Raw genomic sequence first — 18710 nt, forward strand, 5'->3', positions numbered from 1 at the left:
ATGCGTTACACGCCATACCGAGTTGCTACTGCGATGACCACTGTCCTTGCGGCGGCGCATCTAGGTTGTGGTGAGTGCCGATTCGATGCCGGGCACGCGCTCGTGCAGCCAGTCCCCGTCGCACTCGTACTCCCACACGAGTGCCAGCAGCATGTAGAGCAGTCGGTGGTTCGCGATGTGCAAGGGCGCGTCGAGTGGAATGCCCGCGGGGAAGTACGCGTCGAGCATCGCGCGTTGCAAGCCGGGCTCGCGGAAGTCCATCCTGGCCAGGTCCAACCATGGGCTGGCGGCACCGCAGTCCGCCCAGTCGATGATCCCCTCGATCCGGGACCCGACCGATAGGACATGCCGCGGGTGGAAATCACCGTGCACGTACACGCAGGGCTGATCCCACCGGGTACCGTCCGCGAGGAGATCCCGACATCGGGAAAAGAGCGTCGGGGTCAAGATCCCGGCATCGGCGACAGGGCCGAGTCGATCCGGCAGCCCCGCGACCTGGTCAGCCCAGGTTCCCTCACCGGCGCATGGTGGCGAGCCGGACGCCTCCTTGAAAAAGCCTGCTCCCTTCACAGGAAGAGAGTGCACGGCACGCAGCAACCGTCCCATCTCGGACGCCGCCTTGAGCGACGCGACTCCCGGCTCGCCGGAGACGAGTCGCGTCACCAGGTACGGGATCTCCGCGTCCGGCGCGCCGGCGATGACCTCGGGGACCGGAACGCCCCTCTCCGACATGGATTGCAAGGCCCATAACTCCACCTCGACTTCACGCGCGGCGGCGGCCTTGAAGACAGCGCGTGCCCCGGACTCCAGGGTCACTGCGGCGACCGTGTTGGCCGCGAATCCAGCCAGCGGCTCATACCCTGTCACGCGTTGGGACAGCAAGCGCTGGATCAGCTCACCATCGATGCGCTTAGCATCGCTCACGACTACCGGCCTCCTCTCACTCCCGTCGCAGGCTGGTCCGGACCGTACACACTGAGGTCAGTAGCGGTAGAAGCCCGCGAGGTCCTTGATCCGTCGGATGTCGTCGACGCGTACCGAGGCTCCCGTCTCGGGGGCGTTCATCATCTTGCCGTGGCCCAGATAGACGCCTACGTGGTGGGTCTTAACGGTGTTTTTGGTGATTTTTCCGAAGAAAACGAGGTCGCCTGGTTCGGCCAGGCCGACCCGGCGCAGCCTGCGTACGTGGGCGTCGGTGGTGCCGGGGCCGAGCACGTCGGCGCCGAAGGCTCGGGCGTACACCCACCTGGTGAAACCCGAGCAGTCGAGCCCCCGCGTCCTGGCCGCCGGGCAGGGCCGCGTCTTTCCCCGGTAGCCCAGGCAGGTGCCCTTCGACGGCCCCGGGTCCGTAGCGTGGCCGCCTCCCCAGGAGTAGACGACGCCCCGCTGCTCGATCTCGTAGGCGATTCTGACGATCGCCGAAGGGGCGGGGAACCGCAGGAGCGGCACCGACGCGGTGGCGGTCAGCAGGACGAGGGCGATCGCCACCCAACGCCATCCCGATACCGCCGCTAACCCTCGCAACCTAGGCATCGGGATTTATTCTGCTTTATCGGGCGGCCCGGCGAGCGGCCCGATGAGTGATCCGGCTGCCGGCCCGGCTGGCGGACCGGCTGGCGGACCGGCTGGCGGACCGGCTGGCGGACCGGCGAGCGCACCCGGTTTATCGGGCCGTGAGGGTGAGGTTCACCGAGCCGACCGTGACACGGATGCCGACCTTGCCCTTGCTCTTGGTCTTCGCGTTCGTGGTGAAGGTCAGTGTCGTCTTCTGGCCGCGCCGGAGCTCGGCGACGTCGCAGCGCAGCGCCGTACCACTGAAGTCGCAGCCCGGCGCCCGCACCACCCGCTGGCCGCCGAACGCGCGCCCGGCCACCTTGACGTGCGTGACGGTGACCGGGCCCGTGTTGGACACGGTGACCGTGTACGTCTTCCTGTTCCTGGCCAGGCCGGAGACCGTCACCTCGGCGGGCGGGTTGGCCAGCTCCCCCAGCTCGTCCTCGGAGCCGTTGAAGGAGTTCTGGCCGCCGGCCAGCGTGCCCTTCTCGGCCGACTGCCAGAACGTGTGCCGCTCCCAGCCCTTGGGCAGCTCACCGGGATCGCCGCCCCAGCGGGCCAGCCACAGCGGGTGGGCGCCGAACTTGCCGGAGTCGCCGGTGCACGTCTGCCACCAGGCCCTGGTCGTGTAGATGATCGCCTGGCGGCCGGTCTGCTCCCGGTACTTCGCCGTGAACGACTTGATCCAGCCGACCATGTCCTTCTGCGACAGGCCGTAGCAGCCGTTCTTGCCGTTCTTGTCCTTGTACGGGTTCTCCTCCAGGTCGAGCACTCCGGGCAACGTCCACCCGTCGATCTTCCAGTCCCCGCCGTTCTGCAGGAAGAAGTCGGCCTGGGCGGCGCCGTCGGACTCGTGCGGCTGCGCGAAGTGGTACGCCCCGCGTAGCAACCCGGCCGCCGCCGCGCCACCGTACTGCGCGTCGAAGGAGGGATTGCGGTAGTCGGTCCCCTCGGTGGCGTGGACGAACGCGAACTTCCCGCCGCCGGACGCGACGGCCGGCCAGTCGATCTCGCCGGTCCAGTTGCTGACGTCGACCCCGGCGACCCCGTCGGCGGCCCATGCGGTGCCGGTCATCCCGGCCGTCGCGACCGCCGCCAATAACAACAACAGACGTTTCACGCGGGAGATCATCGCGGAGCGCCCAGCGGCCTCGCAAGAAATTTCCTATATCGGTATAAAACCGCATTTCAGCGGCCGGAAATTGGTCATCCACAGGGTGTGTACGAGATGGCGCTTTCGCAGGTGGGAGACGTTTATGAACGTCACATTCACGTTTGCCAAACCGGCTTTATCTGGCTCAAGCTGTTTCCGATCCTCAACCGAGCCCCCGACCTGGGGTTTCTTCGCCATGCCCGGAGGAGAACGACCATGATCCACGCCCGGGGACTGACCCGAGTGTTCAAGCTGAAGAAAGAGGCCGTCGAGGCCGTACGCGGCATCGATCTCGATGTGGAGGCCGGCCAGCTGGTCGCCTTCCTCGGCCCGAACGGCGCCGGCAAGTCCACCACCCTCCGCATGCTGACCACCCTGCTGCCGCCCACCTCCGGCACCGCCACCGTGGCGGGCCGGGACATCGCCCGCGATCCCGCCGGCGTACGCGCCCGCATCGGGTACGTCGGCCAGAGGAACGGCGCCGGCGAGAACTTCCGCGTCCGCGACGAACTCGTCACCCACGGCCGCTGCTACGGCCTGGCCCCCGCGGAGGCGAGCAGGCGCGCCGACGAGCTGCTCGACCTGCTCGAACTGCGGCCGCTGGCCCAGCGCAAGCCCGGCACGCTGTCGGGCGGGCAGCGCCGCCGCCTCGACATCGCGCTCGGCCTCGTCCACCGCCCGGAACTGCTCTTCCTCGACGAGCCGTCCACCGGCCTCGACCCCAAGAGCCGCGCCGAGGTCTGGTCGCACATCCTGCGGCTGCGGGAGGCGTACGGCACGACGCTCTTCCTGACCACCCACTACCTCGAAGAGGCCGACAGCATGGCCGAACGCGTGGTGATCATCGACAACGGCGAGATCATCGCGGACGGCACGGCGGGAGGACTCAAGAACGACCTGGCCGGCGACCGCATCACGATCACCACCACGACGGAGCAGGAGGCGGCCACGGCCGCCCGGCTCGGCGGCAGCGAGGCGGCGGTCAGGACGTCAGCCGGGACGGCCATCCCGGCGGCCGTCGGGACGACAAACGGAAGGACAGGCGGGAGGGCAGGCGAGGCGGCGGTCGAGGCGGCGGTCGAGGTCGAAGGCACGACCGTGCGGCTGCGCGTCGCCAACGCGGCCACGGCCCTGCCCGAATATCTGCGCACGCTGGAAGCGAACGGCGTCAAGGTCGCCACCGCCGAGACCGCCCGCCCGACCCTCGACGACGTGTTCCTCACTCTTACCGGGAGAAGTCTCACCGATGACGACATTCCTTCGTGACACCGCGACGGTCTTCACCCGCGAAATCACCCCCGCGCTGCGCGAGCCAGTCGGGCTGTTGTTCGCGATGGGGCAGCCGCTGCTGTTCCTGTACCTGTTCGGCTCGCTGCTCGATGGGGCGATGGGCTCGTCGTGGCAGTGGTTCGTGCCGGGCATTCTCGTCATGATGTCCCTGACGGCGCCCATGTCGTCGGGCTATCTGATGCTGGTCGAGTTGCTCGGCGGCTCGATGGAGCGGCTGATGGTCACCCCGCTGAACCGTACGGCCATGCTGGTCGGCAGGACGATGAAGGAGATGGCGGTCCTGCTCTGCCAGGCCGTGCTGATCATCCTGCTGGCGCTCCCGCTGGGCTTCCGGCTGTATCCGGCGGGCGTGCTGGCCGGGCTCGCGATGTTGATCGTGCTGGGCGTCGGGCTGGGGGCGCTCTCGTTCGTCCTCGCGATCAAGTCGGCGCCCAGCGGGAACCTGTTCTACCTGGTCACCCAGGTGGTGCTCTTCCCGATCCTGCTGCTGTCAGGGGTGCTGCTGCCCGTGGAGACCGGGCCCGCGTGGCTGCGGGTGGTCGGACAGATCAACCCGATCTCGTACATCGTCGAGGCCCAGCGCGCCCTCTTCTCGGGCGACCTCACCAACCTGTCCATCCTGTACGGCACGGCGGCCACCTGCCTCATCGCCGCGATCGGGCTCTGGCTGGGCAACCGAGCGATGCGCCGAGGCGTGTGACTCTCAGGGGCTGATCGCCAAAAACAGGAACGCGGCGAACAGCACCAGATGCACGCCGCTCTGCAGCAGCGTCGCCCGCCCCGGCACCACGGTGAGCGTCGAGACGATGAAGGTCAGCCCCAGCAGCACCAGGTGCGTGGCGCCGAGGCCGAGCATGAGCGGCCCCGTCAGCCAGATCGAGGCCACCGCGATGACCGGTATCGTCAGCCCGATGCTGGCCATCGCCGAGCCCAGGGCCAGGTTGAGGCTGATCTGCATCTGGTCGCGCTTGGCCGCGCGGACGGCGGCGATGGTCTCCGGCAGCAGCACCAGCAGCGCGATCACCACACCGACCACCGCCTGGGGCAGCCCGGCCGACGAGACCGCCAGCTCGATCACCGGCGACTCGACCTTGGCCAGGCCGACGACCGCCACCAGGGCCACCAGCAGCAGCCCGAGGCTGATCATGGTGGCCCGCGCCGAAGGCCGCGGCGCGTGCTCCTCGGCGGCGGCAGCCCCGCCGTCAGCCGTGGCGGGCGCACCCTCGGTGGTGGCAGCCCCGCCGTCAGCCGTGGCGGGCGCGTCCTCGGTGGTGACCGGCAGGAAGTAGTCGCGGTGCCGTACGGTCTGCGTCAGCACGAACAGCCCGTACAACAGGAGCGACACCACCGCCGCGAACCCGAGCTGCGCGGCGGAGAAGGCGGGCCCCTTGGCGCTCGTCGTGAAGGTCGGCAGCGCGAGGCTGAGCGTGCTCAGCGTCGCGACCGTCGCCAGCGCGCCCCCCGTGCCCTCGGCGTTGAAGACCGCCACCTTTCGCCGGAGCGCTCCGGCGAGCAGTGACAGCCCGACGATGCCGTTACAGGTGATCATGACCGCGGCGAACACCGTGTCACGGGCCAGTGACGCCGACTGCTCGCCACCTGAGATCATCAAACTGACGATCAACGCCACCTCGATCACCGTCACGGCCACGGCCAGCACCAGCGAGCCGAACGGCTCGCCCACCCGGTGCGCGATGACCTCGGCGTGGTGCACGGCGGCCAGGACGGCGCCGGCGAGCACCACGGCCACGATGATCACCAGGACGATGGGAAGTTCGCGACCCCATGACAGTGCCAGAGAGAGGAGCGCCAGCAGGGGAACCGCGACCGTCCATTGTCTCGTTATGTAACGAAGCATATACAGGGTGTTGCCCAATCTTCCGTGGTTACCACAGATCATGCCTTGTCATCCGTTTTGAGGGGAAATAGACCATGGATTACGTGATTGCGACGGAGACCGCGCCATGGATCCCCGTGGCGCACCGACTGGAGGTCGTCCTGTCCTCCCGGCTGCCGCCGACCGGCCAGGTCACCACGGCCTTCGCCGTCGTACGGGACGACGCCGACAGGATGCTGCTGACCTGCGTCGACCGGGCGGGACGCGGCTGGGACATCCCCGGCGGCCACCTCGAACCCGGCGAGTCCCCCGTGGACGCGGCCGTCCGCGAGCTGGCCGAGGAGACCGGGCTGGTCCTGGCGCCCGAGGAGCTGTCGGTTTTCGCGTGGTTGCGGATCGAGCTGACGGGGCCGGTGCCCGATGGGTACCGCTATGGGGCGCTGACGAATCTGGTGCTGTTCCAGGCGCGACTCGACTCGCCGGGGCCCGCCGTACGGCCCCCTCTGGGGTCGGAGAGCACGCGGGCCGACTGGCTCCCGGCCGAGGAGGTGGAACGGTTGTGCGCCGGGCAGATCTGGCTGACCGCGTACCGGACGCTCTAACCGTTGCACACGCTTCGTTTAACGGAATAATCTCGTTCCATGCCCAGGGGAACCTCAGAAGTCAGCGAGCCGATGTACTTCGTGCTCACCGCGCTGCGCGGCGGACCGCTGCACGGACACGCGATCAGCAAGTCGATCAAGGAGCTGTCCGGCGGCCGGGTCCAGCCCTCTGTCGGCACCCTCTACGGCATCCTTGAGCGGCTCAACGAGCGAGGCGTGATCGCCGTGGACCGCGAGGAGACGGTCAACGGCCGCAACAGGCGCTACTTCAGGATCACCGACGAGGGCCAGTCGCTGGTGGAAGCCGAGGCGAGACGCATGCAGGAAGCCGCGTCCCTCGTCCTGCGGCCGACCACGTTCGCGTCCCTCGTCCGCCGCCTGACCGCATGACCGCGCTCGAACGGCGCTACCGCAGGCTGCTGCTGACCTATCCGAGACAGTACCGCGTGGCACACGGCGACGAATTACTCGACGTCCTGCTCGAATCCGCTACTCCAGGACAGTCCGCCCCGGTGCTCAGGGAAGTGTGGGGACTGCTCCTGGGCGGCGTGCGCACCCGCATCACCCATCAGGCGACGGGCACCGCGTGGGCGGACGGCCTGCATCTCGGGGTCACGGCGGTGTCGGCGGTGAACCTGGCCGCGCTGCTGCCGTTCGCGGGCTCGCTGCCGCTGTGGACGCTGCTGTCGGCGCTCGCGCTGCTGGCGATCATGCGCGGATGGACGCGGACGGCGTTCCTGCTCACCCTCGCCACCGGCGTCAAGGCGGTCTCGATCGCCGGCGGCTGGCAGCCCTTGGACCTCACCCTCCTGCCGGTCTACCCCTCACCGCTCGCCGACCATCCCCTGTTCGAGACCAGCAGCCCGCTCGAGGTGGCCTTGGGCTACGGGGTCGCCCTGTCCGGTCTGGCGGTGCTGGCCTGGCGGCGGCACCGGCCCCGTGTCCGGTCGTGGTGGTGGTTCGTGGCGGCGCCGGTGGTCGCGTGGGCGGGCCCGTCGTTGCTGCCGGCGGACTCCCGGCTCCCGATCGGCCTGAGCAAGATGGTCGTCGAGGTCGTCGTGCTGGGGCTGGCCGTGGCGGGCGCGTACCTGGCCCGCGACCCACGCTGGGCGCTGGCCTCGGGCATCTACCTGCTGGTCACCTCGGGCGGCCTGGGCCTGCACGGCGACGAGCTGACCAGGCAGCACCTCGCCTACTGGGGCGTACTGCTCGTGCTGACCCTGGCGACCGCGTTCGCACCCTATCGGCAGCGGCGGCACGCCCTGGATTGACCATACTCCGTTAAACGGGGTATGTTCCTCTGCCATGCCCAAGAGATCCCCTCTTGCCCCTGTCGCGGCAATGGTCGCGCTGGTCGTTCTCGGCGGCTGCGGGGGCACCGCCGAGAACGCGCCAAGGCCATATTCGGCATGTGAGGCGCGGTGAAATCCCCACGCAGGCTGCTCGCCTTCGTCATCGCCGGTGTCGTGGCCATCGCCGCCGCCGGCTGGGTCGTCAGTACCCGCCTGCGCTCCCCCGCCGACGAGGCCGCCCGCCGCTCCGCGCCGAAGGCGTCGCTGGTCACCGCCGCCGTCGAGCGTCGCAAGCTGGTCAGCACGGTCGTGGTCAGCGGCACGCTCGAATACGGCTCGCCTCTGCCCATCGCCCTCGCGGGGGTGGTCGGCGGCACCTCGGAGCTGCAGCGGGTCACCCGGGCGCCGCGCCAGGGCAGGCTGAGGGAGGGAGCGGCGTTCATGGAGGTGAACGGCCGCCCGGTGTTCGCGCTGCGCGGCTCCGTGCCGATGCACCGCACGATCGGCCCGGGCACCGAGGGCAAGGACGTCAAGCAGCTGCAGAAGGCGCTGCGCAGGCTCGGGTACGGCGGGCCCACCTCGGGGGTGTTCGACCAGGCCACGATCGCCGCCGTCACCAGGATGTACAAGAAGAAGGGGTACGAGGCCCAGCAGCCCACGCTGGCCGACCGGCAGGCCCACGACCAGTTGCGCAAGGCCGTACAGACGGCGCAGGAAACACTGGCGACCGAGAAGAACATGCTCGACCAGGGGCGTGACGTGCTCCCGCTGAAGGTCAAGCTGGCCAACGCCAAGACGGACCTGAAGTCGGCGCGCGCCGCGCTGAAGAAGGCCGAGCGGCAGCGGCTCACTCCGGAGGACGACGCCAAGCTGGCGGCGGCCGACGCGACCGTACGCGCGGCCGAGGAGAAGCTGCTCGAAGCCGAGCAGGCGCTCACCGCGGCCCAGGCTCAGCCGACCGCCGCCCCGACCACCACCTCGACCGCCCTGCCCACCGCCACCGCCTCGCCTCAGCCGACCCAGGACACGAGTCTGCTGGAGCTGAAGGTACGCAACGCCAGGGCCGATCTGGACCAGGCCCAGGAGGCGTACGGCCGGATCAAGGAGGAGTCGCGGCAGGCTCGCGAGAAGCTGCTGGAAGAGCTGCGCAAGGCCGAGCGCACGGCGAAGGACGGGCTGGTCACGGCCGAGCAGGCGCTGCGCCAAGCCCGGCGGCTCTCCCCCACCAAGCTCAAGGTGGCCAACGCGGCCAAGGACGTGAGCGCGGCCAGGTCGCTGCTGGCGGAGTTCGAACGGACTTACGGCACGGCGATCCCGCCGGGCGAGATCGTGTTCCTGCCGAAGCTGCCCGCGCGGGTGCAGAAGGCCGCGGTGAAGGCGGGCGAGGGCGTCGAGAAGGAGATCGCCACGGTGACCAGCTCGACGTTCATGGTGACGGGGTCGGTCGAGAGCGCGGAATCCGACCTGCTGCGTACGGGCATGAGCGCGGTCATCGAGCTCGACTCGGGCAAGACGTACCCGGCGGCGCTCACCGCGGTCGGTGAGAAGGCCACGGTGCCCGGCCAGGAGAAGGGCGCCGAGGGCACGCAACCGGTCCTGCTCACGCCGAGCTCGGCGAAGGGGCTCAAGGGCCAGTCGGGCGCCACGGTCACGGCCAGGGTGACAGTGGGGGCGACCGAGGAGCCGGTGCTGGTGGTCCCGGTGGCCGCCGTCGTCACAGGGGCCGACGGCAAGGCGCGCGTGCAGGTGGAGTACGCCACGGACAAGACCAAGGAGGTCGAGGTCCGCACCGGCCTGACCGCCGACGGGAACGTCGAGGTCACCGGCGCGCTCAACGCCGGCGACCGGGTTGTGGTCAGCGATGTCTGAGCCAGCCAGGGCAGCGGTGCCTGAGCCGGTCAGGTCGGCGGCGCCTGAGCCGGTCAGGTCGGCGATGTCTGAGCCGGTCAGGTCAGCGGCGCCTGAGCCGGTCATCGAGCTGACCGCCGTGTGCAGGGAGTACCCGGCGCAGCCGCCCGTCCGCGCGCTCGACGACGTCTCGCTCCGGGTGGCGCGCGGCGACTACCTGGCGATCGTCGGCCCGTCGGGCTCGGGCAAGTCCACGCTGCTCAACGTCCTGGGCCTGCTGGACCGGCCCAGCTCGGGCAGCTACCGCCTGGACGGCACCGAGACCACCACCCTGCGCGACGGCGAGAGGACCAGGCTGCGCGGCGACCGCATCGGCTTCGTCTTCCAGTCCTTCCACCTGCTCGCCCACCGCAGCGTCGTGGAGAACGTGATGCTCGCGGAGATCTACGGCGGCCACCCGCGCAAGGGCAGGCGAGATCGGGCACTGGGCGCGCTGGAGCGGGTCGGGCTCGGCCACCGGGTGACCTTCCTGCCCGACCGGCTGTCCGGTGGCGAACGCCAGCGCGCGGCCATGGCCAGGGCCCTGATGGGCGAGCCGTCCCTGCTGCTGTGCGACGAGCCCACCGGCAACCTCGACAGCCGCAACACCGAGGCGGTGCTCGGCCTGTTCGACGAGCTGCGCGAGCAGGGGCTGACGATCGTGGTCATCACGCACGAGCGGGAGGTCAGCACGCGCGCCGGTCGCCGGGTGCGGATCACCGACGGCGTGCTGGTGGAAGAGGCCTGATGCACATACGGGATCTCGTCGGCGAGGCCGTCGCGGGCATGCTCGCCAGGCCGGTGCGCTCCGCGCTCACCACGCTCGGCACCGTGCTGGGCATCACCACGCTGGTCATCACGCTCGGCGTGGCCGCCACCGCGGGCAACCAGATCGTCGGCCGCTTCGACGAGCTGGTCGCCACGGCCATCACGGTGGAGGTGCCCGAGAGCCCGAACGCGCCGCTGGTCGCCTGGGACTCCCTCGACCGGGTGACCAGGCTGCGCGGGGTGGTCTCCGCCGCGGCGGTGGCCGAGACCAAGGACAGCTCCAACCTGTCCGTCCGCTCCAACGACCTCGTCGACCCGGCCAGGGTGACCACGCAGAGTCTGTCCGTACTGGCCGCCACGACCGGCCTACCCGAGGCCGCCAGGGGCCGGATCGTGCAGGGCAGGTTCTATGACGCCGGCCACGTCAAGCGGGCGGACCGGGTGGCCGTGCTCGGCGACCAGGCGGCCAAGATGCTCGGCGTCACCCGTCTCGACCGGGCTCCGGCGATCTTCATCGGCAAGCACGCGTACACGGTCATCGGCATCCTCGGCGACCTGCGCCGCGAACGGAACCTGAGCGCCGCCGTCATCGTGCCGCCCACGGTGGGCAAGCGGTTCGGGCTGCGTGACGTGACCAGGGTGCTGGTCAACACCAACCTCGGCGCCGCCGACCTGATCGCCGGGCAGGCGCCGACCGCGCTCTCCCCCGGCAACGGCGACCTGCTGCAGGTGATCGCCCCGCCCAGCCCCACCAGGGCGCGCGACCAGGCGCAGGACGACGTCAACGCGCTGTTCCTGATCCTCGGCCTGGTCTCGCTCGTGGTGGGCGCGGTCGGCATCGCCAACGTCACGCTGGTCACCGTGATGGAACGCGTCGCCGAGATCGGCCTGCGCCGCTCGCTGGGCGCGGCTCGCCGCCACATCGCCGCCCAGTTCCTGCTGGAGTCGACGCTGATCGGGCTCGCGGGCGGCGTGATCGGCGCGAGCGTCGGAGTGGTCGCCGTCGTCGCCGTCTCGGCCGCCAAGCAGTGGACGCCGCTCCTGGACGTACGGCTGGCGATCGGGGCGCCCATCGCCGGAGCCGTGGTCGGCCTGCTCGCCGGCCTGTACCCGGCACTGCGGGCGGCCAGAATGGAGCCGGTGGACGCGCTCAGGTAGCTTTTCGATCATGAATTCGACACCCGAGGACGGCATCACGCTCGCCGTGTGCCCTCCCCTGACCGACCACGACCTCAACGACCTCTTCGCGGCCTCGTGGCCCGGCCACGAGGCCATCTCCTTCGCCCCCATTCTCGGTCGCAGCCTCTGCTGGATCGCCGCCCATCACGCGGACCGCCTGGTCGGCTTCGTGAACGTGGCCACGGACGGCGGCATCCACGCCTTCGTCCTGGACACCACCGTGCGTCCTGCGGAACGCCGAGCGGGCCTCGGTGTACGCCTGGTCCGCGCGGCCGCCGACGAGGCCAAGGCGCGCGGCGCCGAGTGGCTGCACGTGGACTACGAACCGCATCTCGAGGGCTTCTACGCCCAGTGCGGCTTCCGCCCTACGGCGGCCGGGTTGATGCGGCTCTGAGGATCGCGGCGCGGTGAAACGACGGCGCGGCGAACCGACGGCGCGGAGGATCGCGGTGCGGACCGACGGCTCTTCGTGGTGCCCCTGGCGCACGTCCTCCGGGCGCACACGGCCGACGGGGTGGTCCGGCTCGCCGGACCAGATCCAGTACCCCTCACGGGGCTGACCCTCGCCAGGCGACTGGCCGACCGGATCTGACCGCACCTGAACGACGGAACGCCGCCTCCCTTGCGGGAGACGGCGACCGTGAGCGTGCGCGTACTACCGAACCCAAAGGGGGTAGTAGCCGGGGCTACCCGTGCAGTCGTACTTGCTGAAGCCCTCCCGCACGTACTGCTGGCCCATGTCGATGCACTTGGACTTGGTGGTGAAGACGCCGATGAACACCCAGTCGGCCGCCTGAGCGGGGGTGCTGAGCACGCTGACGCCCATGACAGCGATGGCTGTCGTGAGGAGTGCGGCACGTAGACGCGACATGTGTCTCCTTCATACCGGGGGAGCGATACGCGAAGATCATGCCAGAGCATGGTCCGAGCCGACTGCTGGGGTGCCGTCCACCGAATGTCGATATCGTGATCACCTGCATCCCCCTGGCGGCACGTAGAGAACTGAGGTAGGACAAGTGACGGCACCTGGCTTCGGTGATTTCGCGGACATGAATGTCGACGCGCTCCTGCGGGATTCACAGAAGCGGGTGGCCCGTTTCACGGAGGCGCAGGAGAGGGCCACGGACGCGGTCGGCCGGGCCACCACCGCCGACGACCACATCGCGGTCGAGTGCACCATTTCCGGGGTGAGCAGACTCGACATCGACCCGCGGGCCAAGCGCATGAGCGTCGAGGAGATGTCCGCGGCGATACTCAAAGCGATTCACGAGGCCGACGCGGACCTCAAGCGTCAGCTGTCGGAGATCCTGACGGATTCGTTCGACGGCGACGCCCTGAACCTGGCCGGCGACCCAGAAGCCGCCAGAGCGCAGGTCGAAGAGGCGCAGACGGCCTTCGACCGAATGGTGAGCGACACGATGGGCGAGCTGGACCGCATGCGCAAGGAGTTCGGCTACTGACCGGGTGACCCGCCCCGGACCGTGCGGCGACCGGAGTCATTCGGTGATGTCGCCGCACCCGTCACTTCAGGCCGTCTGTCAGGGCCTTGTCGTACCCCCAAGCGGCCCCATACACCACGAGCAATTTGACGAGCCTCCACAGAACCTTGTTGCGCAGCACCAGAAGCCGTTCCTCGATCGAGAGAGCCACTGAACGCGCCTGCATTTCAGCGTAGAGCCGGCCGCTTCCGCCGAGCATCCCCGCCACCGTCAGCGCCGCCGCGTGCGTGGCAGCCACGAAGTTGAAGTAGATCCACGCGGTCCAGATGTTGGCCAGAATTCTGAGAATCAACGAAAGGCGATGGGCCGAGTTGGCGGCGGTCTGCGAGCCCATGTCGAACTCGTCGACCTTCTGTCCGAAGGCCGCTCGATCCAGCGCCTGCCAACTGGCCGCCGACACACTGTCGTACTGATCGCGCATGGACTCACCGGAGGCGGACACCTTGCCGCTGATGGCACTCCAGCCGTCCGCCGCCCTGTGCAGCAACTGCGGATCCGCCGGCAGCGTGAGGGCGTGGTGGAGCACGGTCCCCTGCATCACCGGCAATACGGCGGCGCAGAAGGCGTATTCGCCGAGTGTCGTCAGCTGCATCCACCGGAGATCGCCGCCACCGCCGGGCTCGTACGGACTGGGCGTGCCACCAGGAATGGGGAATTTAAATGCGTCTGACATGCTCGAAGCTCTCCCCTTCAGCGGTGTCCACGTTCGCGGATGCCGTATACAAGTCGTCTCGATGACCGCGCAACGATTGGGCCATGTCGCCCAGCTTCCCCTCGGCGGCGGTGACTATTTTGTCGTGCTGTTGGGCGAACGGAAATCCGATCACCCCCAATGCGCCCCAGCCGAGCCGCATATTGGGGGGAAAGCCGCCGGCCTCTTCCAGATGTGACACGGGAGAAGTCCCGCTGGTGTCGTCGACCAGCGCGTCGCCGAGCCTCCTGATCGTTGCCCTGTCGTATATCCGGGCCGACTCATCCGCACCTGCGCCGGGCGTAGCCGAAGGCACCACCATCACCATCCGTCCTCGATAAGTTACACTGAGTAACTTTTTCGATGATACTTCGGCAAGATCCTATAAGTCGGAGGCTACGCACACAGGCTTCTGCGCCTTTTGCTCAGCACGGACGCGGCGCCGCCGCGTCCGTCCGAGGCCGGTCAGTCGTTGCCGAGCTCCATCGCGGCGCGGTCCAGCATCTCCTCGTCCTCGGAGACCTCGCCGCGCGAGGCGATGGCCTCGGCGCCGCCCTGCGGCATGTCGCCGATCAGCGGGGTCGAGGGCGTCTGGGAGGCGTCGATGAGCGCGGGATGGGTGGGGCCGAGCATGCCGAGGCCGGCGTACTGCTCGAGCTTGGCGCGCGAGTCGGCGATGTCGAGGTTGCGCATGGTGAGCTGGCCGATCCGGTCCACCGGTCCGAACGCCGAGTCTTCCGTACGCTCCATCGACAGCTTGTCCGGGTGGTAGCTGAACGCCGGACCGGAGGTGTCGAGGATGGAGTAGTCCTCACCGCGCCGCAGCCGCAGCGTCACCTCGCCGATGACCGCCGTGCCGACCCAGCGCTGCAGCGACTCCCGCACCATGAGCGCCTGCGGGTCGAGCCAGCGGCCCTCGTACATCAGCCGGCCGAGCCGCCGGCCCTCGCTGTGGTAGCTCGCCAGCGTGTCCTCGTTGTGGATCGCGTTGACCAGCCGTTCGTACGCCGCGTGCAGCAGCGCCATCCCGGGCGCCTCGTAGATGCCGCGGCTCTTGGCCTCGATCACCCGGTTCTCGATCTGGTCCGACATGCCCATGCCGTGCCGGCCACCGATCGCGTTGGCCTCCATCACCAGGTCGACCGGGGTGGCGAACTCCTTGCCGTTGATCGTCACCGGGCGGCCCTGGTCGAAGCCGATGGTCACGTCCTCGGCGGGGATCTCGATCGTGGGGTCCCAGAACCGCACGCCCATGATCGGGTCCACGGTCTCGATGCCGGTGTCGAGGTGCTCCAGAGTCTTGGCCTCGTGGGTGGCGCCCCAGATGTTGGCGTCGGTCGAGTAGGCCTTCTCGGTGCTGTCGCGATAGGGCAGGCCGTGGGCGAGCAGCCACTCCGACATCTCCTTGCGCCCGCCCAGCTCGGACACGAAGTCCGCGTCGAGCCAGGGCTTGTAGATGCGCAGGTGGGGGTTGGCGAGCAGGCCGTAGCGGTAGAAGCGCTCGATGTCGTTGCCCTTGAACGTCGAGCCGTCGCCCCAGATCTGTACGTCGTCCTCGAGCATCGCCCGGACCAGCAGGGTCCCGGTGACCGCCCGGCCGAGCGGCGTGGTGTTGAAGTAGGCCCGCCCACCCGATCGGATGTGGAACGCACCGCAGGCCAGTGCGGCCAAGCCCTCCTCGACCAGCGCCGCTCGGCAGTCGACCAGGCGCGCGATCTCAGCCCCGTACGTCGCCGCGCGACCGGGCACCGAGGCGATGTCGGGCTCGTCGTACTGGCCGATGTCGGCGGTGTAGGTGCACGGGACGGCGCCCTTGTCGCGCATCCACGCGACGGCGACCGAGGTGTCGAGACCACCCGAGAAGGCGATGCCGACCCGCTCGCCGGTGGGCAGGGAGGTGAGAACCTTGGACATGAGACAAGAGTATGCATTGCTTCGCATGGTCATGCAAGGCTCGGCGCGGCGACCCCACTCAGGGCGGGCTTTCGCGTGCAACAGTTTTTGCCCCTGGCTCCTCTCGGAGGTGAAAGAACGACGAAGGGCGAGAACCGTTGGAAGGCGATCCCCGTTTCGCAGAGTTCGTCGCAGAACGCGGCGACGCGCTGCTGCGCTACGGCTATGTACTGGCCGGGAACCCCCATGACGCGGCCGACCTGGTCCAGGAGGCGCTGCTGAAGCTCCGTGGCGCCTGGCCGCGATTACGTCTGAAGGAGAACCCGGAGAGCTACGCACGTACCACGATGGCCAGGTTGCACATCGCCAAGTGGCGATTGCGGCGACGTGAGCTGCTCGTCTGGGACCTGCCGGAACGCGAGCACCACGATCCGCTGCCCAGCGGCGACGAGCGCGGAATGTGGCAGGCGCTGGCCGGGCTGCCGCGCAAACAGCGCGCGGTGCTGGTGCTGCGCTACTACGAGCAGCTCGACGACGCGGAGATCGCCGCCGTGCTCGGGATATCCCGCGGCACGGTACGCAGCCAGGCCGCCCGCGCGCTGAGCAAGCTGCGCTCCGCCCTGCCGACTGAGCGGAATTCGATGACCAGAGGGAAGGTCTGATGAACGAGGTCGAGGAGACCCTGCGCAGGACATTCGGTCAGGCGGCCGAGCAGGCGCCCAGACTGCCGGGGATGCTGCCCCAGCGGCTCGAAAGGGTGCACCTGCGCAGGAGGCGGCGGTCCCGGATGGCGCTGGCCGCCGCGGCGGTCGTGCTGGTCTCGGGCGGGACGCTGGCCGTGGTGCGTGGTGGCGAGACCACGACGGCCGTACAAGGTGAAGTCGCCTCGCAGGGGCGTGTCGAGGCGCCGGCCGAGCCCGTGGAGAAGGTCTGGCCGGAGGCGGTGCTCAAGGTCGTGGGAAAGGGGTACGGCGGGACGAGGTGGCAGCCGGCCACCGTCATCGACGACCGCACGGTGCTCATGACGGCAAGGGAGGGATTCGACAGCACGCGCGCCATCTACGCGTACGACATCGAGACCGCCGCCCAGCGCAAGATCGCCGACGTGCCGGAGCCGGCGGGGACGGTGACGTTCGCCTCGGACTTCGCCGTGGGCGGCGGCCACGTGGCCTGGTGGACGGCGACGGAGGACTCGGTCGCCCACCTTTGGGCCGTGCCGCTGGCGGGCGGCGAGGCGAAGATCGTCGCCGACCAGAGGATCCAGATCGACGACGGCAACGCGATCGACGGGCTCGAGGTGGTCAACGACAAGATCGTTTTCTCGGTGCACTCGGGCGGAGTCTCCACCGTTCCCCTCGGGGGCGGCACGGTGGAGCCGATCAAGGAGAGCACCGGAATGCACCTGCTGACCTGGCCGTGGATCGGCACACCGGGGCCGCCGGGCAGCCAGCCCGAGGTGGGGTCAAGCCCGCTGTTCGAACGGATCCTGAACGTGGAGACCGGGGAGACCAGCACCGCCGTCGCCCACCCCGGCGAGCGACTCCGCTCGTGTGGCGTGCGCGTCTGCCTGGGCACCACCTCGAGCGGCGAAAGCTTCTACCGGCAGCGGGACGGCTCACAGGAAAGAAAAGCGATCGGCCCCCCTCTCATGCTCGAACCGCCGACCCAGGACCGCTTCTCCTTCTCGTCGTACGGCCCGCAGCCTGCGGGTGTCGCGCTGTACGACCTGGTCAGCGGCAAGTCGGCCAGCCTGGGCATCAAGCCGGAGGGTAATTCGATCAGGCTGCCGACGGTGGATTCCACCGGCAGGATCTTCAGCTACCCGATCGGGGACGACCTGTACATGATCGACTTGTCCAAGATCCGGTAGCCGCCGCGCGCCTCGGAAGCGGTCGAGACGGCATTGTCGCCGCCTCGACCGCAGCGGCGAGCAAGATTCGGCCTCCATTTGCTACCCGCGTGTTACCGTCGGATCATGGTTGGGCCGATCCTCCCGCCGCCTTCAGATATCGCCCGCATTCGGCGGAACATTTTCTATGCGGATACGGTGAGTGTGCTCGTCCTCTTAGGAACAGGGTGCTTTTTTTCGTTGAGCAGCCACACGGCATTCGCAGGCTTCCTATCGGCGGGAACGGGCGTGGTGTCGCAAGCGTGCGCCCCCATGGCCGCCATCATTCTCCTGTTAGGGCTCTGGTATCGGCCCAGCACCGGTAAATCCCTACTGAACCTCGCCAGTCCCAGCGAGCAGCGCACCGCGTCGAAGTCGGCGCAACTGGACCGGATGGCTCACGCGCTCTACCGGAAACTGATCGTGCTTCGCGTCGCCACCGGGATCGTCATCGTGCAGGCCGCCTTGTACGGCGTGTCGGCTGTGGCGCCCTATTGAATATCTCGCTTGCCCGTCTTCACGCGGTGGGCGACACTGCGATGTGCACTCCGAAGAGCAGGCCGAACAGGCGATGAACGAGTTGAGCGATCGCGTCTACACGGCATTGCGCGACGGCGGCCTCGATGCCGAATCCGTCCTCGAACTGGCCTGCCTGTTCGAGGTATGGGACGTGAGCACTCCGGCGACGCGGGAGCTCCTCGACCGCTCCGCTGCCGATCTGACCCCGCCCGACCTGGCCCGCCTGGGCAAGGGCCTTCTCGTCGAGACGAGATTCGAGCCGAGCTTCGCCCTCGAACCCCGTCTGCTGTCGGCGCTGGAGCAGGCGCTGGAGGTCGTGGAGCGTGACGTTCGCGCCCGAGGAATCACCGGAGCGTTCCGCCTCATCACCTCGGACGGCGGCAGTCTTGCCTGGGTGGAATTCCAGGGCGGCTACCGCGGCTCCGCCGGCATCCGGCCGCCCATCTTTGACGGCGACATTCATGTCCCGCTCGGGGAAGTCGCCGATATCGTCCAGGAAACAATCATGGATCTGACCGGGAAAGTCTGGCCTGTCTGCGCCACGCACAATCGTGGCCTGCACGTCGGCTGGGATCAGGAGCGCACCGTTTGGCGGTGCACCGGCGACGGGGCGCATACCGTCGCGCCGGTCGGTGAACTGCCTTGATCACGTCGGCGC

22 protein-coding genes are annotated in these 18710 nt (G+C 68.9%); 14 read left to right on the forward strand and 8 right to left on the reverse strand.

The genetic code is table 11. The annotated features are described in order from the left end of the window. Window positions 1-60: 60 nt before the first annotated feature. The 3 genes from AB0H88_RS27660 to AB0H88_RS27670 all read right to left on the reverse strand — a co-directional run bounded on the left by AB0H88_RS27660 (window position 61) and on the right by AB0H88_RS27670 (window position 2674). The gene (locus tag AB0H88_RS27660) at window positions 61-924 is read right to left on the reverse strand and encodes a phosphotransferase (RefSeq protein ID WP_357649250.1); all 864 of its coding nucleotides are present in this window, start codon (window positions 922-924) and stop codon (window positions 61-63) included. A gap of 57 nt (window positions 925-981) precedes the next feature. Beyond that, a complete protein-coding gene (locus AB0H88_RS27665; RefSeq protein WP_357649252.1) occupies window positions 982-1488 on the reverse strand; it encodes an NlpC/P60 family protein in 507 nt (168 codons plus the stop codon). Between the two features lie 175 nt (window positions 1489-1663). Beyond that, window positions 1664-2674, reverse strand: coding sequence for a GH25 family lysozyme (locus tag AB0H88_RS27670; RefSeq protein WP_357649255.1), 1011 nt, complete (start codon window positions 2672-2674; stop codon window positions 1664-1666). A gap of 249 nt (window positions 2675-2923) precedes the next feature. Between AB0H88_RS27670 and AB0H88_RS27675 the strand changes: the two genes are divergently transcribed. Together AB0H88_RS27675 and AB0H88_RS27680 are read left to right on the forward strand one after the other, a co-directional pair. Next, on the forward strand, window positions 2924-3973 hold the full coding sequence (locus AB0H88_RS27675; RefSeq protein ID WP_357649258.1) for an ATP-binding cassette domain-containing protein: 1050 nt from the start codon (window positions 2924-2926) through the stop codon (window positions 3971-3973). Next, on the forward strand, window positions 3954-4697 hold the full coding sequence (locus AB0H88_RS27680; protein WP_357649260.1) for an ABC transporter permease: 744 nt from the start codon (window positions 3954-3956) through the stop codon (window positions 4695-4697). The genes AB0H88_RS27675 and AB0H88_RS27680 overlap by 20 nt, the downstream gene beginning before the upstream one ends. A gap of 3 nt (window positions 4698-4700) precedes the next feature. On the opposite strand, the gene AB0H88_RS27685 is transcribed toward AB0H88_RS27680, so the two are convergent. Beyond that, a complete protein-coding gene (locus AB0H88_RS27685) occupies window positions 4701-5855 on the reverse strand; it encodes a hypothetical protein (RefSeq protein WP_357649261.1) in 1155 nt (384 codons plus the stop codon). A gap of 74 nt (window positions 5856-5929) precedes the next feature. Between AB0H88_RS27685 and AB0H88_RS27690 the strand changes: the two genes are divergently transcribed. The 7 genes from AB0H88_RS27690 (at window position 5930) to AB0H88_RS27720 (ending at window position 11956) form a co-directional block, all read left to right on the forward strand. Then, on the forward strand, window positions 5930-6436 hold the full coding sequence (locus tag AB0H88_RS27690) for an NUDIX hydrolase (protein ID WP_357649263.1): 507 nt from the start codon (window positions 5930-5932) through the stop codon (window positions 6434-6436). A 39-nt stretch (window positions 6437-6475) separates the two neighbouring features. Continuing rightward, on the forward strand, window positions 6476-6826 hold the full coding sequence (locus tag AB0H88_RS27695; protein ID WP_357649265.1) for a PadR family transcriptional regulator: 351 nt from the start codon (window positions 6476-6478) through the stop codon (window positions 6824-6826). Next, window positions 6823-7707 (forward strand): hypothetical protein, encoded by an 885-nt coding sequence (locus AB0H88_RS27700; protein ID WP_357649267.1) that lies wholly within the window; start codon window positions 6823-6825, stop codon window positions 7705-7707. The genes AB0H88_RS27695 and AB0H88_RS27700 overlap by 4 nt, the downstream gene beginning before the upstream one ends. A 150-nt stretch (window positions 7708-7857) precedes the next feature. After that, entirely contained in the window at window positions 7858-9597 is a 1740-nt protein-coding gene (locus AB0H88_RS27705) for a peptidoglycan-binding protein (protein WP_357649269.1), read from the forward strand. A gap of 64 nt (window positions 9598-9661) precedes the next feature. Then, window positions 9662-10363, forward strand: coding sequence for an ABC transporter ATP-binding protein (locus tag AB0H88_RS27710; RefSeq protein WP_357649271.1), 702 nt, complete (start codon window positions 9662-9664; stop codon window positions 10361-10363). After that, window positions 10363-11541 (forward strand): ABC transporter permease, encoded by a 1179-nt coding sequence (locus AB0H88_RS27715; RefSeq protein ID WP_357649272.1) that lies wholly within the window; start codon window positions 10363-10365, stop codon window positions 11539-11541. Before AB0H88_RS27710 ends, AB0H88_RS27715 begins: the two co-directional genes overlap by 1 nt. Window positions 11542-11551: 10 nt before the next feature. Beyond that, window positions 11552-11956, forward strand: a complete 405-nt coding sequence (locus tag AB0H88_RS27720; protein WP_357649274.1) for a GNAT family N-acetyltransferase — start codon at window positions 11552-11554, stop codon at window positions 11954-11956. A 261-nt stretch (window positions 11957-12217) separates the two neighbouring features. On the opposite strand, the gene AB0H88_RS27725 is transcribed toward AB0H88_RS27720, so the two are convergent. After that, window positions 12218-12433 (reverse strand): hypothetical protein, encoded by a 216-nt coding sequence (locus tag AB0H88_RS27725; protein ID WP_357649276.1) that lies wholly within the window; start codon window positions 12431-12433, stop codon window positions 12218-12220. Between the two features lie 178 nt (window positions 12434-12611). Here AB0H88_RS27725 and AB0H88_RS27730 point away from each other — a divergent pair, with 178 nt between their 5' ends. Further along, complete coding sequence (locus AB0H88_RS27730) at window positions 12612-13022, forward strand: hypothetical protein (RefSeq protein WP_357649278.1); 411 nt, start codon at window positions 12612-12614, stop codon at window positions 13020-13022. A 61-nt stretch (window positions 13023-13083) separates the two neighbouring features. Here the strand turns inward: AB0H88_RS27730 and AB0H88_RS27735 are convergent, their stop codons facing one another. The 3 genes from AB0H88_RS27735 to argG form a co-directional block, all read right to left on the reverse strand. Beyond that, window positions 13084-13734: a hypothetical protein gene (locus AB0H88_RS27735; protein ID WP_357649280.1), complete on the reverse strand. Its 651-nt coding sequence runs from the start codon at window positions 13732-13734 to the stop codon at window positions 13084-13086. Further along, complete coding sequence (locus AB0H88_RS27740; RefSeq protein ID WP_357649282.1) at window positions 13718-14080, reverse strand: hypothetical protein; 363 nt, start codon at window positions 14078-14080, stop codon at window positions 13718-13720. Before AB0H88_RS27740 ends, AB0H88_RS27735 begins: the two co-directional genes overlap by 17 nt. Before the next feature lie 137 nt (window positions 14081-14217). Next, entirely contained in the window at window positions 14218-15666 is a 1449-nt protein-coding gene (gene argG, locus AB0H88_RS27745; RefSeq protein ID WP_357649284.1) for an argininosuccinate synthase, read from the reverse strand. Window positions 15667-15803: 137 nt separating this feature from the next. On the opposite strand from argG, the gene AB0H88_RS27750 reads away from it, so the two are divergent. The 4 genes from AB0H88_RS27750 (at window position 15804) to AB0H88_RS27765 (ending at window position 18698) form a co-directional block, all read left to right on the forward strand. Then, window positions 15804-16307, forward strand: a complete 504-nt coding sequence (locus tag AB0H88_RS27750; RefSeq protein ID WP_357649287.1) for a SigE family RNA polymerase sigma factor — start codon at window positions 15804-15806, stop codon at window positions 16305-16307. Next, window positions 16307-17515, forward strand: a complete 1209-nt coding sequence (locus AB0H88_RS27755; protein WP_357649289.1) for a hypothetical protein — start codon at window positions 16307-16309, stop codon at window positions 17513-17515. Before AB0H88_RS27750 ends, AB0H88_RS27755 begins: the two co-directional genes overlap by 1 nt. A gap of 105 nt (window positions 17516-17620) precedes the next feature. Beyond that, window positions 17621-18031, forward strand: a complete 411-nt coding sequence (locus AB0H88_RS27760; protein ID WP_357649292.1) for a hypothetical protein — start codon at window positions 17621-17623, stop codon at window positions 18029-18031. 43 nt (window positions 18032-18074) lie between these two features. After that, window positions 18075-18698, forward strand: a complete 624-nt coding sequence (locus AB0H88_RS27765) for a hypothetical protein (protein WP_357649294.1) — start codon at window positions 18075-18077, stop codon at window positions 18696-18698. The last annotated feature ends 12 nt before the right edge of the window (window positions 18699-18710 follow it).

This window comes from Nonomuraea sp. NPDC050680, from assembly GCF_040654555.1.
Classification (GTDB): Bacteria; Actinomycetota; Actinomycetes; order Streptosporangiales; family Streptosporangiaceae; genus Nonomuraea.

Coding starts and splice junctions, on each gene's coding strand:
- AB0H88_RS27675 (WP_357649258.1), top strand. CDS start 2,924: ATGATCCACGCCCGGGGACTGACCCGAGTGTTCAAGCTGAAGAAAGAG.
- AB0H88_RS27715 (WP_357649272.1), top strand. CDS start 10,363: ATGCACATACGGGATCTCGTCGGCGAGGCCGTCGCGGGCATGCTCGCC.
- AB0H88_RS27680 (WP_357649260.1), top strand. CDS start 3,954: ATGACGACATTCCTTCGTGACACCGCGACGGTCTTCACCCGCGAAATC.
- AB0H88_RS27700 (WP_357649267.1), top strand. CDS start 6,823: ATGACCGCGCTCGAACGGCGCTACCGCAGGCTGCTGCTGACCTATCCG.
- AB0H88_RS27720 (WP_357649274.1), top strand. CDS start 11,552: ATGAATTCGACACCCGAGGACGGCATCACGCTCGCCGTGTGCCCTCCC.
- AB0H88_RS27740 (WP_357649282.1), bottom strand. CDS start 14,080: ATGGTGATGGTGGTGCCTTCGGCTACGCCCGGCGCAGGTGCGGATGAG.
- AB0H88_RS27730 (WP_357649278.1), top strand. CDS start 12,612: ATGAATGTCGACGCGCTCCTGCGGGATTCACAGAAGCGGGTGGCCCGT.
- AB0H88_RS27690 (WP_357649263.1), top strand. CDS start 5,930: ATGGATTACGTGATTGCGACGGAGACCGCGCCATGGATCCCCGTGGCG.
- AB0H88_RS27760 (WP_357649292.1), top strand. CDS start 17,621: ATGGTTGGGCCGATCCTCCCGCCGCCTTCAGATATCGCCCGCATTCGG.
- argG (WP_357649284.1), bottom strand. CDS start 15,666: ATGTCCAAGGTTCTCACCTCCCTGCCCACCGGCGAGCGGGTCGGCATC.
- AB0H88_RS27695 (WP_357649265.1), top strand. CDS start 6,476: ATGCCCAGGGGAACCTCAGAAGTCAGCGAGCCGATGTACTTCGTGCTC.
- AB0H88_RS27735 (WP_357649280.1), bottom strand. CDS start 13,734: ATGTCAGACGCATTTAAATTCCCCATTCCTGGTGGCACGCCCAGTCCG.
- AB0H88_RS27755 (WP_357649289.1), top strand. CDS start 16,307: ATGAACGAGGTCGAGGAGACCCTGCGCAGGACATTCGGTCAGGCGGCC.
- AB0H88_RS27685 (WP_357649261.1), bottom strand. CDS start 5,855: ATGCTTCGTTACATAACGAGACAATGGACGGTCGCGGTTCCCCTGCTG.
- AB0H88_RS27725 (WP_357649276.1), bottom strand. CDS start 12,433: ATGTCGCGTCTACGTGCCGCACTCCTCACGACAGCCATCGCTGTCATG.
- AB0H88_RS27710 (WP_357649271.1), top strand. CDS start 9,662: ATGTCTGAGCCGGTCAGGTCAGCGGCGCCTGAGCCGGTCATCGAGCTG.